Source organism: Pseudaminobacter soli (ex Li et al. 2025), assembly GCF_029892515.1.
GTDB lineage: Bacteria > Pseudomonadota > Alphaproteobacteria > Rhizobiales > Rhizobiaceae > Pseudaminobacter > Pseudaminobacter soli_A.
Window position 1 is genome coordinate 1,631,018 of the sequence record NZ_JARXVF010000001.1, and the last position, 15,514, is coordinate 1,646,531.

The 15,514-nt window shown below is 62.7% G+C and carries 16 protein-coding genes; 13 read left to right on the forward strand and 3 right to left on the reverse strand.

The genetic code is table 11. The features are described from left to right. The first annotated feature begins 76 nt into the window (after positions 1-76). The 9 genes from M2281_RS07815 (at position 77) to M2281_RS07855 (ending at position 9,637) form a co-directional block, all read left to right on the forward strand. Entirely contained in the window at positions 77-1,315 is a 1,239-nt protein-coding gene (locus M2281_RS07815) for a phosphopentomutase (protein ID WP_280820495.1), read from the forward strand. After that, positions 1,308-2,195 (forward strand): bifunctional DNA-formamidopyrimidine glycosylase/DNA-(apurinic or apyrimidinic site) lyase, encoded by an 888-nt coding sequence (mutM, locus tag M2281_RS07820; RefSeq protein WP_280820496.1) that lies wholly within the window; start codon positions 1,308-1,310, stop codon positions 2,193-2,195. The genes M2281_RS07815 and mutM overlap by 8 nt, the downstream gene beginning before the upstream one ends. Positions 2,196-2,245: 50 nt before the next feature. Continuing rightward, entirely contained in the window at positions 2,246-3,019 is a 774-nt protein-coding gene (locus M2281_RS07825; protein ID WP_280820497.1) for an enoyl-CoA hydratase, read from the forward strand. A gap of 164 nt (positions 3,020-3,183) precedes the next feature. Further along, positions 3,184-3,450, forward strand: a complete 267-nt coding sequence (gene rpsT / locus M2281_RS07830; protein WP_280820498.1) for a 30S ribosomal protein S20 — start codon at positions 3,184-3,186, stop codon at positions 3,448-3,450. Between the two features lie 833 nt (positions 3,451-4,283). Continuing rightward, a complete protein-coding gene (gene dnaA / locus M2281_RS07835) occupies positions 4,284-5,831 on the forward strand; it encodes a chromosomal replication initiator protein DnaA (protein ID WP_280820499.1) in 1,548 nt (515 codons plus the stop codon). Positions 5,832-6,040: 209 nt separating this feature from the next. Continuing rightward, positions 6,041-7,159 carry a DNA polymerase III subunit beta gene (gene dnaN / locus M2281_RS07840; RefSeq protein ID WP_280820500.1) on the forward strand — a complete coding sequence of 373 codons (1,119 nt, stop codon included), beginning with the start codon at positions 6,041-6,043 and terminating at the stop codon, positions 7,157-7,159. A 45-nt stretch (positions 7,160-7,204) separates the two neighbouring features. Next, the gene (recF, locus tag M2281_RS07845) at positions 7,205-8,347 is read left to right on the forward strand and encodes a DNA replication/repair protein RecF (protein WP_280820501.1); all 1,143 of its coding nucleotides are present in this window, start codon (positions 7,205-7,207) and stop codon (positions 8,345-8,347) included. A gap of 31 nt (positions 8,348-8,378) precedes the next feature. Beyond that, complete coding sequence (locus tag M2281_RS07850; RefSeq protein WP_280820502.1) at positions 8,379-9,149, forward strand: molybdopterin-synthase adenylyltransferase MoeB; 771 nt, start codon at positions 8,379-8,381, stop codon at positions 9,147-9,149. Beyond that, the gene (locus M2281_RS07855; RefSeq protein WP_280820503.1) at positions 9,146-9,637 is read left to right on the forward strand and encodes a GNAT family N-acetyltransferase; all 492 of its coding nucleotides are present in this window, start codon (positions 9,146-9,148) and stop codon (positions 9,635-9,637) included. The genes M2281_RS07850 and M2281_RS07855 overlap by 4 nt, the downstream gene beginning before the upstream one ends. 144 nt (positions 9,638-9,781) lie before the next feature. Here M2281_RS07855 and M2281_RS07860 read toward each other — a convergent pair whose 3' ends face one another. Continuing rightward, positions 9,782-10,057, reverse strand: coding sequence for a hypothetical protein (locus M2281_RS07860; RefSeq protein WP_280820504.1), 276 nt, complete (start codon positions 10,055-10,057; stop codon positions 9,782-9,784). Between the two features lie 288 nt (positions 10,058-10,345). Then, positions 10,346-11,347, reverse strand: a complete 1,002-nt coding sequence (locus tag M2281_RS07865; RefSeq protein WP_280820505.1) for a 2-hydroxyacid dehydrogenase — start codon at positions 11,345-11,347, stop codon at positions 10,346-10,348. A gap of 167 nt (positions 11,348-11,514) precedes the next feature. Here M2281_RS07865 and M2281_RS07870 point away from each other — a divergent pair, with 167 nt between their 5' ends. Then, positions 11,515-12,075: an SH3 domain-containing protein gene (locus tag M2281_RS07870; RefSeq protein ID WP_280820506.1), complete on the forward strand. Its 561-nt coding sequence runs from the start codon at positions 11,515-11,517 to the stop codon at positions 12,073-12,075. 108 nt (positions 12,076-12,183) lie between these two features. On the opposite strand, the gene irrA is transcribed toward M2281_RS07870, so the two are convergent. Beyond that, positions 12,184-12,612 (reverse strand): iron response transcriptional regulator IrrA, encoded by a 429-nt coding sequence (irrA, locus tag M2281_RS07875; protein ID WP_280820507.1) that lies wholly within the window; start codon positions 12,610-12,612, stop codon positions 12,184-12,186. Positions 12,613-12,846: 234 nt separating this feature from the next. On the opposite strand from irrA, the gene fabA reads away from it, so the two are divergent. From fabA to fabI, 3 genes are read left to right on the forward strand one after another with little or no spacing between them, the layout of a single operon-like run. Further along, positions 12,847-13,365, forward strand: coding sequence for a 3-hydroxyacyl-[acyl-carrier-protein] dehydratase FabA (gene fabA / locus M2281_RS07880; RefSeq protein ID WP_280820508.1), 519 nt, complete (start codon positions 12,847-12,849; stop codon positions 13,363-13,365). Positions 13,366-13,395: 30 nt separating this feature from the next. Continuing rightward, positions 13,396-14,616 carry a beta-ketoacyl-ACP synthase I gene (gene fabB / locus M2281_RS07885; RefSeq protein WP_280820509.1) on the forward strand — a complete coding sequence of 407 codons (1,221 nt, stop codon included), beginning with the start codon at positions 13,396-13,398 and terminating at the stop codon, positions 14,614-14,616. 13 nt (positions 14,617-14,629) lie between these two features. Further along, positions 14,630-15,436, forward strand: a complete 807-nt coding sequence (gene fabI, locus M2281_RS07890; protein ID WP_280820510.1) for an enoyl-ACP reductase FabI — start codon at positions 14,630-14,632, stop codon at positions 15,434-15,436. Positions 15,437-15,514: the final 78 nt, after the last annotated feature.

The following is a 15,514-nucleotide window of genomic DNA, read 5'->3' on the forward strand; positions in this document are numbered from 1 at the left end:
CGCTTCCGAATTGCCAATGGCCGCCGCGCAGCCTATCTGTGGAGCACTGTTCCGGCAAAGGTGAGCCCAGTTTCCGATGGCGCGTGCATTCCTGTTCGTTCTCGACTCCTTCGGCATCGGCGGCGCGCCTGACGCGGATAGCTTCGGTGACGCCGGCGCAAACACTTTTGCCCATATCGCCCAAGCTTGCGCCACAGGTGCCGCGGACCGAGAGGAACTGCGGAAGGGTCCGCTGAACGTGCCCAACATGCTCTCGCTCGGACTTGGACGGGCGTCAGCCACGGCTACCGGATTTTCGCTGGGCGAGGATCGAGCCGCCCCGCCCTCCTCCTTCCATGGCGCAGCCGAGGAGGTTTCGAGCGGAAAGGATACGCCGTCTGGTCATTGGGAAATCACTGCCGTGCCGGTGCCTTTTGAGTGGGGCTATTTTCCGCAGACCGTTCCCACCTTTCCGTCCGGATTGACCGCCGAAATCATCGCGGAAGCGAAGCTGCCCGGCATTCTCGGCGACTGCCATGCCTCCGGCACCGAGATCATCGAAAGATATGGCGAGGAGCATATCCAGACCGGCAAGCCGATCTGCTACACTTCGGCGGATTCCGTTTACCAGATCGCGGCCCACGAAGCCCATTTCGGCCTCGAACGCCTTTACGACCTCTGCCGCATCGTGCGCAGGCTGGTCGATCCGCTGAACATCGGCCGCGTGATCGCGCGGCCCTTCACCGGCGAGACGCGGGCGGATTTCGAGCGGACCGCCAATCGCCGGGACTTTGCCGTGCCGCCGCCCGAGCCGACCCTGCTCGACCGCCTGACCGCGCGCGGAAGCAAGGTCATCGGCATGGGCAAGATCGGCGACATCTTCGCTCATCAAGGCGTTTCGGAGGTGCGCAAGGCGGCCGGCAACATGGCGCTTTTCGACGCGACCTTGCAGGCAATGGACGATGCGCGCGACGGCGAGCTGGTATTTGCCAATTTCGTCGACTTCGACACGCTCTACGGCCATCGCCGCGACATTGCAGGCTATGCCGCCGCGCTGGAAGCCTTCGACAAACGGCTGCCGGAAGCAATCTCGACATTGCAACCCGGCGACCTGCTCCTGCTGACCGCCGACCATGGCTGCGACCCATCCTGGAGAGGAAGCGACCATACGCGCGAGCGCGTGCCCGTCATCGGCATCGCACCGGGCCTGTCGGGTGGCGATATCGGCCTGCGCAAAACCTTTGCCGACATTGGCGAGACGGTGGCCGAACATCTTGGCCTGGCGCGTGGACGCCACGGCACCTCTTTCTATCCGGCGATCGCCCGCAATGCCTGAGTTGCCCGAAGTCGAAACAGTGCGGCGCGGCTTGCAGCCGGCCATGGAAGGCGCGCGCATCGTTCGCGTCGAGACCCGCCGCCCAGATCTGCGCTTTCCGTTTCCCGAGCGGTTCGCGGAACGACTCGAAGGGCGCAGGATCATCTCACTCGGTCGGCGGGCGAAATACCTGACCGCGCATATCGAGGATGCCCCAGTTCTGATCTGCCATCTCGGCATGTCAGGCTCCTTCAGGGTCGAAACCGACGATCAGGCGCTACTACCCGGCGATTTCCATCACGAACGACCGAAGGCCGCCGCCCACGACCACGTAGTCTTCCATCTCGAACCGTCGAAAGGCGAGCCGACGCGCATCATCTTCAACGATCCGCGCCGCTTCGGCTTCATGCTTTTCGCCGAGAACGGCGCGGAACATCCGATGTTGGCCGGGCTCGGTGTCGAGCCGACGGGCAACGCGCTCGATGGCAAGCTGCTGGCCGAACTCTTCCGCGACCGCCGCAGCCCGCTCAAGGCGGCACTGCTGGATCAGCGGCTGATTGCCGGCCTGGGCAACATTTACGTGTCCGAAGCGCTGTGGCGCGCCGGCCTGTCGCCGCTCAGGATTGCCGGCACGATAGCCAAGCCCGGCAAGAAGGCCGCGGAGGCAAGCGAACGCCTGGCTTCGAGCATCCGCTCGGTCATTGCCGACGCCATCGAAGCGGGCGGCTCGTCGCTGCGCGATTACGTGCATGCAGACGGCTCGCTCGGCTATTTCCAGCATTCCTTCTCGGTCTACGACTGCGAAGGCGAACCCTGCCGCACACCCGGCTGCAAGGGGCATATCGAGCGCATCGTGCAGAGCGGCAGGTCGACCTTCTATTGCCCGCGCTGCCAGCGCTAAACCAATCGGAACACGGGCTTCCAACGGCCCAGCGAGAGGAGACCTTCCTGATGGCTTATGAAACGATCATCGTCGAAACGCGCGGCAAGGTTGGCCTCATCACGCTGAACCGGCCGAAGGCACTCAACGCGCTCAACTCCGAGGTTCTGAAGGAGTTGCTGGCTGCCAGCCAGGCCTTCGATGCCGATCCGGAGATCGGCGCGATTGTTCTCACCGGCTCGGAAAAGGCCTTCGCCGCGGGCGCCGACATCAAGGAGATGCAGTCCAAGAGCTATGTGGACATGTATCTGGAAGACTTCTTCGCCGGCTGGGAGGCGTTCACGCGCGTGCGCAAGCCGGTGATCGCGGCGGTCGCGGGCTACGCGCTTGGCGGCGGTTGCGAGCTTGCAATGATGTGCGACTTCATCATCGCCGCCGACACGGCCAAGTTCGGCCAGCCCGAGATCACGCTCGGCGTGATGCCGGGCATGGGCGGCTCGCAGCGACTGACCCGCTTTGTCGGAAAATCCAAGGCCATGGACATGTGCCTGACAGGACGGATGATGGACGCGGCCGAAGCCGAACGCAGCGGTCTGGTGTCGCGCGTGGTGCCGGCGGGCGAACTGCTCGACGAGGCCCTGAAGGCGGCCACCAAGATCGCCAGCCTCTCGCTGCCGGCGGTCATCATGACCAAGGAGGCCGTCAACCGCTCCTACGAGACGACGCTTTCGGAAGGCCTTCGTTTCGAGCGGCGCGTGTTTCATTCCATGTTCGCGCTCGAAGACCAGAAGGAAGGCATGGCCGCGTTTTCGGAGAAGCGCGCCGCCAATTTCAAGAACCGTTGAGCATGCGGACAATGCTCTCAGCAATTGCGGCGGAAACGGCGTTGACGCGCGCTCAAAGCTGAACTATAAGCCGCACCAACCGAGGCGGCCTCTGGCTGCCCATTTGTTTTTTGCGTCCTGAAGCATATCTCGGGCGCCATCACTGAAACGCAAAGAGAGGCATCATGGCCAATACATCCTCGGCCAAAAAGGCAACGCGCAAGATCGCCGCCCGCACCGCGGTCAACAAGAACCGCCGTTCGCGCGTCCGCACTTACGTGCGCAAGGTCGAGGAGGCGCTGGCCTCGGGCGACAAGTCGGCAGCTGAAGCCGCCCTCCTGGCTGCTCAGCCCGAACTGATGCGCGCCGCCACCAAGGGCGTCCTGCACAAGAACACGGCTTCCCGCAAGGTTTCGCGCCTTACCCTGCGCGTTAAGGCCCTGTCTGCCTAATTCTTAAATACTTAGTATCCGACTACAGAAAACCCGGCCCAAAAGGCCGGGTTTTTCGTTTGCCGAAGAAAATACGCAAAAGAGCGGAAATAGCTTCGCAGGGAATATCTTTCAGCATCTTTGATTATTTGCCGGCGTATTTACGCCTGACGGAATCTACAACTGCTGCGCGCAGGATCCCTCACACATATCCTGATCGTAAAATCCTTTATTTTTCATAGCGTTACAGAACGTTATCCACAGCCTGTTCATTTCGCCCGGCAGGGGCGCCGACCAAGTAGCTGTCAAGATTTTTTTTGAAAAGAATTTTCTCACACGCGCCCGTTTTCGCATTGGATAGGAAAGGGGTTGAATCGAAACACTTTTGTCGATTCCCGCAGTCTTGCGAAAGGCAGAGTCAATAGCCGGGGCGGCCGGAACCATTAAAAAAGGGTTGAGTGTGGCCTTGCCCTGTCCACAGCGTTTTTTGTAGTGTCTTTTCATTGAGAGGGACGGGCCTACGGCCTGAAGACCTAGCCAGAAAATAATGGGGTGTTGGACGCGGACATAATCCGCGTACTGGCAGGGTTTTGCCTTTTCGATGGGTAGGGCGCGTGGGTAAAGCGAACTTGTAATAGGAGAGTAGGCTCTGGCGTGTGCCGCCGGATGAGTTGGTTCGCTGCAGTCTTGCGGCGACCCCGCAGCAGTATGCTTGCGGACTGGAAGTTTAGCAGTGTCGGTTGCCGCTGGCGGCGGTAACCGCGTTTGAGAGTAGAAGGGCGGCCAACGAGGCGGATGCAGGATTATGCAGCCGAGGCAGCCCGGTGCAGGTACGGACGACGAGGATTGCTACAATGCATAATGGCATCGACAAGGAAGCAAAATCAGACTTCCTTTTTCCAGTGAACCTCATCGAGGGGAAAGAGATGACGGGCTCCAGCGGCGCGGAGAAGACATTCGACCGGGTCAAGGCACAGCTGAAGGCACGTCTCGGCAGCGAAGTCTATTCGAGCTGGTTTGGCCGCATGAAGCTTGCGGAAGCTTCCAAGGGCCTGGTGAGGATTTCGGTTCCCACGGCGTTTTTGCGCTCGTGGATCAACAGCCATTATCTTGAGCTGATCTCGGAGATTTGGAAGCAGGAGGACGCGGACGTCCTCAAGGTGGACATCGTGGTGCGCACGGCAACCCGGCTTGCCGCTCCCACTGAGGATCTCGGGAAGGCGCAGCAGAGCCGCAAGGCCACCACGCGGCAGACACACACGACCCTTTCGGTCGGCACGACCGCCAACACGAGCCTGGAGCGCGCAGCGCCCTCGCTGCAGAGCGCCCCGAGCGGCGACTTCCGTCAGAACGTTCTCGGCTCGCCGCTGGACGCGCGCTACACGTTCCAATCCTTTGTCGAGGGCCCGTCCAACCGAGTCGCCTTCGCCGCCGCGCGCGCTGTGGCAGAATCGGCCCAGAGCGCGGTGCGCTTCAACCCGCTGTTCATCCACGCGACGGTCGGCCTTGGAAAGACTCACCTTCTCCAGGCCATCGCAGCCGAGTCGCTGAAGCAGAACCCGCAGTCGCGCGTCGTCTACCTGACGGCCGAGTATTTCATGTGGCGCTTTGCAACCGCCATTCGCGACAACAACGCGCTGTCGCTCAAGGAGCAGCTGCGCGACATCGACCTCCTGATCATCGACGACATGCAGTTCCTGCAGGGCAAGTCGATCCAGCACGAGTTCTGCCACCTGATCAACATGCTGCTGGACAGCGCCAAGCAGGTGGTGGTTGCCGCCGACCGGCCGCCGTCCGAGCTGGAATCGCTCGAGCCGCGCGTACGTTCGCGCCTCAATGGCGGCGTGGCGCTGGAAATGCAGACGCCGGACTTCGGCATGCGCTTCAGCATGCTGAAGACGCGCCTGGACGGCGCCAAGGTCGAAGATCCGGGCCTGAGCATCGACGACGAGATCCTCTCCCACGTCGCCCGCACGGTGACCGGCAGCGGCCGCGAGCTGGAAGGCGCGTTCAACCAGCTCCTGTTCCGCCAGTCTTTCGAGCCACAGCTGAACATCGAGCGCATCGACGAGATTCTCGGCCACATCTACCGCTCCGGCGAGCCGAAGCGCGTCCGCATCGAGGACATCCAGCGCATCGTGGCGCGGCACTACAACGTGTCGAAGACCGAGCTTCTGTCCAACCGGCGCACGCGCACCATCGTCAAGCCGCGGCAGATCGCGATGTATCTCGCCAAGGTCATGACCCCGCGCTCGCTGCCCGAGATCGGGCGCCGTTTCGGCGGCCGCGACCACACCACCGTGCTGCATGCCGTGCGAAAGATCGAAGACCTCTCCGGCAACGACAACACGCTAGCGCAGGAACTGGAATTGCTGCGCCGGCTGATCACCGACCAGGCCTAAAGAGGCCTGACGAAGAGAGCGGGGCACGCGACCGGCGGTCGCGGTAAGGTTATCCCCAAAATGCCCGCGGGAACGCCCTAGAAAGGCACCGCGGGCTTGCCTTTTCCCGCCTTTTCCTGTCAGTTTGGCGTAATTCCAACAATGTTGGGCCTTGTGCGGGGGGCCGAGCCCGGAACCCTGCTACTTCTATCAAGCGAGCTTGTTGCGTCATGCGTGTTATCCTGGAACGCTCAAACCTTCTGAAGTCCTTGAACCACGTTCATCGCGTGGTTGAGCGGCGCAACACGATCCCGATCCTGTCGAACGTGCTCTTGCATGCCGACGGCGCAAGCCTTGAAATGAAAGCGACCGACCTCGACCTCGAAGTCACCGAAGCGACGGCCGCGAATGTGGAACAGGCTGGCGCCACGACGGTGCCTGCGCATCTGCTCTACGACATCGTGCGCAAGCTGCCGGACGGCGCCGAGGTGATGCTGAAGACCGACGAGGACGGCAACGCCATGTCGGTGATTTCCGGTCGCTCGAGCTTCCGCCTGCAGTGCCTGCCGCAGTCGGACTTCCCGGAACTCTCGGCCGGCCAGTTCAGCCATATCTTCCGGCTCGAATCCACTGCCGTGAAGACGCTCATCGAGAAGACCCAGTTCGCCATCTCCACCGAGGAGACGCGCTACTATCTCAACGGCATCTTCCTGCACACGCTGGAAGTCGGCGGCAAGCTGAAGCTGCGGTCGGTCGCCACCGACGGCCATCGCCTTGCCCGCGCCGAAATGGACGCGCCGGCTGGCTCCGAAGGCATGCCGGGCATCATCATTCCGCGCAAGACCGTGAGCGAACTGCAGAAGCTGGTCGACGATCCGGAAGTCCCGGTCACCACTGAACTGTCTGATACCAAGATCCGCTTCACCATCGGCAGCGTGGTGCTCACCTCCAAGCTGATCGACGGCACCTTCCCGGACTATCAGCGCGTCATCCCGACCGGCAACGACAAGCAGCTCATCATCGACCGCGAGAGCTTTGCGCGCGCCGTCGATCGCGTCTCGACGATTTCGTCCGAGCGCGGCCGTGCGGTGAAGCTGTCGATCTCCGACGGCCAGGTGACGCTTGCGGTCAACAACCCCGATTCGGGCAGCGCCACCGAAGAGATCGCGGCCGACTATTCGTCCGACCCGATCGAGATCGGCTTCAACGCAAAATACCTGCTCGATGTCGCCGCCCAGCTTTCCGGCAGCGAAGCGAAGTTCATGCTGGCCGATGCCGGCTCGCCCACGCTGATCCACGACACGGCCGACGAGCACGCCCTTTATGTGCTCATGCCGATGCGCGTCTAGGACTCGGCGACGGCAATTCGACAGGTCGATGGGCGGTAGGCGGACGTGACGTCGACTTACATCAGTAGGCTTACGCTTACGAATTTCCGCAACTATTCAGCGATTTCGCTGAATCTGAGATCCGGCGCCGTCGTCTTCACGGGCGAGAACGGCGCCGGCAAGACCAATCTCCTGGAAGCCATTTCCTTCCTGACGCCGGGGCGCGGCCTGAGGCGCGCGCCCTATGGCGATGTCGCGCTCGAAGGCAGCGCCGGCGGCTTCAGCGTCCACGCCCATGTCGAGGGTGCTTTCGGCGACGCCGAGATCGGCACCGGAACCTCGGGCACGGATGTGCCGGGCGAATCGGGCCGGCGCGTGCGCATCAACGGCGCCAACGCCAAGTCGGCCGACGACATGCTCGACTGGCTGCGCGTGCTCTGGCTGACGCCGGCAATGGACACGCTGTTTACCGGGTCTGCCGGCGACCGCCGCCGCTTCCTCGACCGACTCGTGCTGGCAATCGACCCCAGCCATGGCCAGCGCGCGCTGGACTATGAAAAGGCGATGCGGGGCCGCAACCGGCTGCTCGCCGAAGAATCGCGCGACCGCCAATGGTTCGAGGCCATCGAGACGCAGATGGCCGAGACCGGCGTGGCGATTGCCGCAGCGCGCGTCGAAATGGTGCGGCTGCTTGCGGCGATGATCGAGAAGCTGCCAGCCTCCGGCCCCTTCCCGCAGGCGGACATCGCGCTTTCGGGCACACTCGAAAGCCAGATCGGCCAGCGGCCAGCCGTAGAAGTCGAGGAATCGTTCCGCCGCGCACTGGCTGACGGCCGAGATCGCGACCGCGCCGCCGGCCGCACGCTGGACGGGCCGCATCGCAGCGACCTCATCGTCACCCATCGGCCCAAAGCCATGCCCGCCGAGCTTTGCTCCACCGGTGAGCAGAAGGCGCTGCTGGTCGGTATCATCGTTTCGCACGCGCGGCTTTGCGGCGAGATGTCGGGCACGGTGCCGATTCTATTGCTCGACGAAATCGCCGCCCATCTCGACGCCGGCCGCCGGGCCGCCCTCTTTGCGATCCTGGAAGAACTTGGCTGCCAGGCCTTCATGACCGGCACCGAGCCGGCGCTGTTCTCCAGCCTGAGCGGCAAGGCATTGTTCCTTACCGTCGATCATGGATCGGTTCACCCCACCGAAGACGCCTGACAAGGCCGGGCTGCGCCGATATGATTGCACCATGAATATCAGCCAGCCCCCCTCCCCGCTCACGCCCGAAGAACTGGAACGCTATGCGCGCCACATCGTGCTGCCGGAAATCGGCGGCGCGGGGCAGCAGAAGCTAAGGCGGGCGCGTGTGCTGGTCATCGGCGCCGGCGGGCTTGGTGCGCCGGTGCTGCAATATCTGGCGGCCGCCGGTGTGGGCACGCTGGGCATCGTCGATGACGACACGGTTTCGCTGTCGAACCTGCAACGCCAGGTGATCCATGACACCGATGCAGTGGGCATCTCCAAGCTCGAGAGCGCGAAGGCTGCGCTGCTGCGGATCAATCCTCATGTCAGCGTCGAGCTGCACGATTTCCGGCTGACCGCCGAGAACGCCGAAGCGCTGGTGGTGCAATACGATCTCGTGGTCGATGGCTCCGACAATTTTGCCACGCGATACGCCGTTGCCGATGCCTGCGAGGCAGCAAGGCGGCCGTTGGTGCATGCGGCCGTCGGCCGCTTCGACGGCTCGATCACCGTGCTGAAGCCGTTCGAGACCGGACCGGACGGCATACAGAACCCGAGCTATCGCGACCTGTTCCCCGAGCCGCCGCCGGCTGGTCTGGTGCCCTCCTGCGCGGAAGCCGGCATCGTCGGCGCGCTGACGGGCGTGATCGGCACGCTGCAGGCGATGGAGGCGATCAAGCTGATTACCGGCATCGGCGAGCCGCTGGTGAGGCGTCTGTTGCTTTACGATGCGCTGGCAGCCCGCTTCGACACGGTGCGCTATCGGAGACAGGCGTGACGGTTGCGCCGGACCAGGTCGGCATTGCCCGGCTTCCGGCGGATTTCGATCGCTGGAACGAACTGCTTGCCCTGATTCTCGACGCCTTCGCCTATATGAATGGGATCATCGACCCGCCCTCCTCCGCTCACCAGCTGACGCCGGAAAACCTCGCGGCCAAGGCCGACTCGGAGACGGTCTTTCTGGCCACGGCCGGCGAAGAGCTGTTGGGCTGCGTTTTCGCCGCCGAGAAGCTCAACCATTTTTACGTCGGCAAGCTCGCTGTAGCGCCCGCCGCGCAAGGCGCCGGCATCGGCAAACACCTGCTCGGCGCCGTCGAACAGTTTGCCCGCGAAAGCGGCAAGCCGATCCTCGAACTGCAGACGCGCATCGAGCTGACCGGCAACCAGATGGCGTTCGGCAAGCTGGGTTTTGTCGAGACCTCACGCACCGCCCATGAGGGCTTCGATCGACCGACTTCCATTACGATGCGTAAGATGCTGGGTTGAGCATGATGTGCCGGCGAACACCGGCGGCGGTGCCTATCCCATAACCGATAGAATCATGCGCTTTGGCAAACGCCAGAAATGCCAAGGGCGGCCAGGCCGAAGCCTGCCGCCCATATTGGTTCACCTTACGATGCGCTGTTCTGCTCAGTTGCTGCCGTAAAGAATACGCGAGCTGGCGCCGAGACGGTTGACGGGCGCGCCGAAGGCAGCGCTCGAGCTAAAGTCGTTCGACGGAATGTTCACCACGACCGAGGCCTTGGCAGCATCGCCGTAGCGGGCGGAGTTATCGATCGCAGTGGTAGCAATTACGCCGCTGTTCGCCCGGGTAACGGCCGGGGCCGCATCGCCATAACGATCGCTTGCATAGGCCGTGCTCGAGGCAATGAGGATGGCGGCGAGCGCAACAAAGGTCTTGTTCATTTCAACTCTCCTAAAATCTTATTTCGGAACCGTTGGGCGTCTGCCGCGTCGTTCCGATGACCTGGAGATATGAGAACGGGATTGGGGTCAGTAGGTGCGTTTTGGTGAACGATGCGTCGAACAACAGCCGTTCACATCTTGGTGGCTCGGCTCACGAAACGAGCACAGCGCCGTGATCGCAGCGCGCCTCAAGAGCCGTATGGAATCGGGCAAAAACCATCAAGCGGAGCTCCAATCTGGCGTCCGTTCGTCGGCAATAAGCCTGGATTTAGCCGGGTAAGGACCCGTTCAGAAGCGCAGCGGCAGTACGCGATCCGGCGGGCGATGTCCGTCGATGAAGGTGCGGATGTTGATGATGACCTTCTCGCCCATGTCGATGCGGCCCTCAATGGTGGCCGATCCCATATGCGGCAGGATGACGACCTTGCCCTTGGCGGCAAGCTTGACGAGCTTGGGATTGACGGCCGGCTCATGCTCGAAAACGTCGAGCCCGGCGCCGGCAATCTTGCCTTCCTGCAGCAGCTTGACCAGCGCATCTTCGTCGATGATGTCGCCGCGCGCCGTGTTGACCAGATAGGCCGAGGGCTGCATCAGCGCGAGCCGGCGCGCCGACAGCAGATGGAAGGTCGCCGGCGTCGACGGGCAATTGACCGAGATGATGTCCATGCGGGCCAGCATCTGGTCGAGACTTTCCCAATAGGTCGCCTCGAGCTCGTCCTCCACGCTGCGTAGCACGCGATTGCGGTTGTGATAGTGGATCGACAGGCCAAACGCCTTGGCGCGGCGCGCCACCGCCGTGCCGATCCGCCCCATGCCGACTATGCCGAGGCGCTTGCCCCAGATGCGGCGGCCGAGCATCCATGTCGGGGACCAGCCGGCCCATTTGCCGCCGCTTTCCAGCAGTGTGGCACCTTCGGCCAGGCGGCGCGGCACCGCCAGCATCAGCGCCATGGTCATGTCGGCGGTGTCTTCGGTGAGGACGTTCGGCGTATTGGTGACGGTGATTCCCCGCTTGGAGGCCGCTGTGACGTCGATCTTGTCGACGCCGTTGCCGAAATTGGCGATCAGCTTGAGATTTTCGCCGGCCTGCTCGATCAGTGCGGCGTCGATTCGGTCGGTCACGGTCGGCACCAGCACGTCCGCTTCCTTGACCGCGGCCACCAGCTCCGGCTGGCTCATGGGCCGATCCTCGATGTTGAGACGCGCATCGAACAGCTCTCGCATGCGGGTCTCGACCTGATCGGGAAGCTTGCGCGTAATCACCACGAGAGGCTTCTTTTTGCCGGCCATTGTGTCCTCGAATCCGGATCCCGTTGAGACCTCTTTAACCAAGACGCGCGAAACTGGAAACCTGCCTTGGTGCCACTGCCTGTGTAACAAGCGGTGCCGCCGAAGACAAAGAAAAAGGGGGCGTGTACCGCAAGCGGCGGTAACGCCTCACGTACAAGGAAATGAAGGTGTCTGGTTTCGTGTCGCTTCGCATTGCGGCAGTCGCTGCGGTGACTGGCCTCGCATTCTTGTCAGCAAGCGCCTCGGTCACGATAGGCGCGCCCACTCCCAACCAGGAAGTTACTCTGGGCCCGAGCGGGCTGCCGCTTCCGCGATTCGTCAGCCTCAAATCCGGCAAGGTGAACTCCCGCATTGGGCCGGGCCTGAGCTACCCGGTCGACTGGCTCTATCTCAAGCCCGGCCTGCCGATGGAGATCATCCAGGAATATGACAACTGGCGCCGCGTGCGCGACTCGGATGGCGCGGAAGGCTGGGTCAACCAGACGCTGCTGTCGGGCAAGCGCACGGCGATCGCTGCGCCGTGGCAGCGCGGCAAGGAGTCCAAGATCAATCTCCTCGCCAAGCCAGACGCCGAGGCACGCACCGTCGCGATTCTCGATCCCGGCGTCGTCGGCAAGATCAAGACCTGCAACGGCGACTGGTGCGAGATGACCTTCGACGGCGTAACCGGCTGGATCAAGCAGACGATGCTGTGGGGCGCCTATCCGGGCGAACTGGTGAAGGACTGAGCTCCAAATCAGCCGCAAGGTCGACGGCATGCCGTCGACCTTGGTCATACGGGCTCAAAACTCAAATGCATTGAGTGAAGTCGGGGCGACAGCGCCCCGATTGCACCATCAGGGCACGCGCTTGGGGCGCAGCCTCACCACGATATCGACATTGGCGATCTCAAGGCCTTCCGGCGGCTCCGGCAGGTTGAGAACCTTGACCGCACCGGGATCGATGTCGAACACCTTGTTCTCGCCTTCGATGAAGAAGTGGTGGTGATCGGAGGTGTTGGTGTCGAAATAGGTCTTCGACCCTTCGACCGCGAGAATGCGCAGCAGTCCCGCCTCGGTGAACTGGTGGAGCGAATTGTAGACGGTGGCCAGCGAGACCGGCACGCCGGCCGATACCGCTTCCTCGTGCAGCTCTTCGGCCGAGAGATGACGGTCCCCCTTCGCGAAAAGCAGACTTGCGAGCGCGACGCGTTGACGCGTCGGGCGCAGGCCCGCCTCGCGCACGCGCTTTTCAATTGCCATCTCGTTGGGGACGGTCAATTCCATCAGTCCGCCAGTTCCGTTTCTATGTCGGAAGGTTTTCGCGCCCAGAGCAATAATTGGCCAAAAACCATGTTTCCCCTGACATATATTCCGTCAAAGTGATGCGATCAATAGGCGCACATTGACCCAGGCATACCATCAGGCTAATCGCAAACTGCGGTTTCCGTGCGGAAACAGACTGTGTTACTGAACGAAGCGGCGCGGATGGCGCCCGGAAGCCAGACGGGGAAGGAATTCATGGCGGTTTCGAAATCCAGCTACGAGTACGAGGAATTGCTTGCCTGCGCCCGCGGCGAACTGTTCGGCCCCGGCAATGCACAGCTTCCCTACCCGCCGATGCTGATGTTCAACCGGATCACCGAGATCAGCGACACCGGCGGCGAGTTCGACAAGGGGTTTGTCCGCGCTGAGCTCGACATCTCCCGCGACCTCTGGTTCTTCCCCTGCCACTTCATCAAGGATCCGGTCATGCCCGGCTGCCTCGGCCTCGACGCCTTGTGGCAGCTTTCCGGCTTCTTCCTCGGCTGGCTTGGCGAACCCGGCAAGGGCCGCGCGCTGTCGACCGGCGAAGTGAAGTTCACCGGCATGGTCACCCCTGCCAACAAGAAGGTCGAGTACGGCGTCGACTTCAAGCGCGTCATGCGCGGTCGCCTGGTGCTCGGCATCGGCGACGGCTGGCTAAAGGCCGACGGCGAAACCATCTACAAGGCCACCGACCTTCGCGTCGGCCTGTTCAAGGAAGCAGCAGCGGCCTGATTCAGGGCCTCGCAGCACGAAGGAGCACACATGAGACGTGTCGTTGTCACGGGCCTCGGTATCGTATCGTCCATCGGAAACAATGCCGATGAGGTGACCGCATCGCTGCGGGACGCCAAATCCGGCATCAGCTTCTCGGAATCCTTTGCCGAGCACGGCTTCCGTTGCCAGGTTTGGGGAGCGCCAACCCTGGATCCAACCGAGCTTGTCGACCGCCGCGCCATGCGGTTCCTCTCCAAGGGCGGCGCCTGGAACCATGTTGCCATGGAACAGGCTATCGCCAGCGCCGGCCTCGAGCAGGGCGAGATCACCAACGAGCGCACCGGCATCGTGATGGGTTCGGGCGGACCGTCCACCCGCACCATCGTCGAGGCGGCCGAGACGACGCTCAAGAACAACAGCCCCAAGCGCATCGGACCGTTCGCTGTGCCGAAGGCGATGTCGTCCACGGCGTCCGCCACGCTCGCCACCTGGTTCAAGATCCACGGCGTCAACTACTCGATCTCGTCGGCCTGCTCGACCTCGGCGCACTGCATCGGCAATGCGTATGAGCTGATCCAGTGGGGCAAGCAGGACATGGTCTTTGCCGGCGGCCACGAGGATCTCGACTGGACGATGTCGGACCTGTTCGACGCCATGGGCGCGATGTCCTCCAAGTACAACGACCGCGCTTCGGTTGCCTCGCGCGCTTATGACGTCAACCGCGACGGCTTTGTCATCGCCGGCGGCGCGGGCGTGCTGGTTCTGGAAGAGCTGGAGCATGCTAAGGCGCGCGGCGCCAAGATCTATGCCGAGATCGTCGGCTATGGCGCGACTTCGGACGGCTACGACATGGTTGCCCCCTCGGGTGAAGGCGCGATCCGCTGCATGAAGCAGGCGCTGTCTACCGTTTCCGGCTCGGTCGACTACATCAACACGCACGGCACCTCGACGCCGGTGGGCGATTCGAAGGAGATGGGCGCGATCCGCGAAGTGTTCGGCGAGACGATGCCTAACATCACCTCGACCAAGTCGCTGACCGGCCATTCGCTGGGTGCAGCCGGCGTGCAGGAATCGATCTACTCGATCCTGATGATGCAGGGCGGCTTCATCGGCGAAAGCGCTCACATCGAGGAACTCGATCCCGAATTCGAGGGCATGCCGATCGTGCGCAAGCGCATCGACAACGCCAAGATCGACACGGTTCTCTCGAACTCCTTCGGGTTCGGCGGCACCAATGCCACGCTGGTGTTCCAGCGCTACAACGGCTGAGGATATACTTCCAATGGAAGGTTTGATGAAAGGCAAGCGCGGCCTCGTCATGGGCGTCGCCAACGACCATTCTATTGCCTGGGGCATTGCCAAGCAGCTTCACGCGCACGGGGCCGAGATGGCCTTCACCTATCAGGGTGAGGCTTTCGGCCGCCGCGTCAAGCCGCTGGCCGATCAGGTCAACGCCTCGCTGATCCTGCCTTGCGACGTCGAGGACAGCGCCTCCGTTACCTCCGTCTTCGAGACGCTTGGCAACGAATGGGGCGGGCTGGACTTCGTCGTCCACGCTATCGGCTTCTCGGACAAGAATGAGCTTAAGGGCCTCTACGCCAACACCACGCGTGAAAACTTCATCCGCACGATGGTGATCTCCTGCTACTCGTTCACGGAAATTGCGCGCAACGCGGCAGGCCTGATGAACGACGGCGGCTCGATGCTGACGCTGACCTATGCGGGCTCCACGCGCGTCATGCCGAACTACAACGTCATGGGCGTGGCCAAGGCGGGCCTCGAAGCCAGCGTCCGCTATCTGGCCGACGACTACGGCCCGCGTGGCATCCGCGTCAACGCGATCTCGGCTGGCCCGGTGCGCACTCTGGCGGGCGCCGGCATCTCCGACGCGCGCTACATGTTCTCCTACCAGCAGCGCAATTCGCCGCTGCGCCGCACGGTTACCCTCGACGAAGTCGGCGGCTCGGCGCTCTATCTGCTTTCGGACCTGTCCTCGGGCGTGACCGGCGAAATCCACTATGTGGATTCGGGCTATCACATCGTCTCGATGCCGACGCTGGACGAGCTGAAGCAGACCAACCACGAATAATCGGGCACACTCTGCTCGAACGCGAAAACAGCCGGCTCAGCCCGGCCGTTTTCTTTTGGGCGCAGCTTTGTTCTCGAA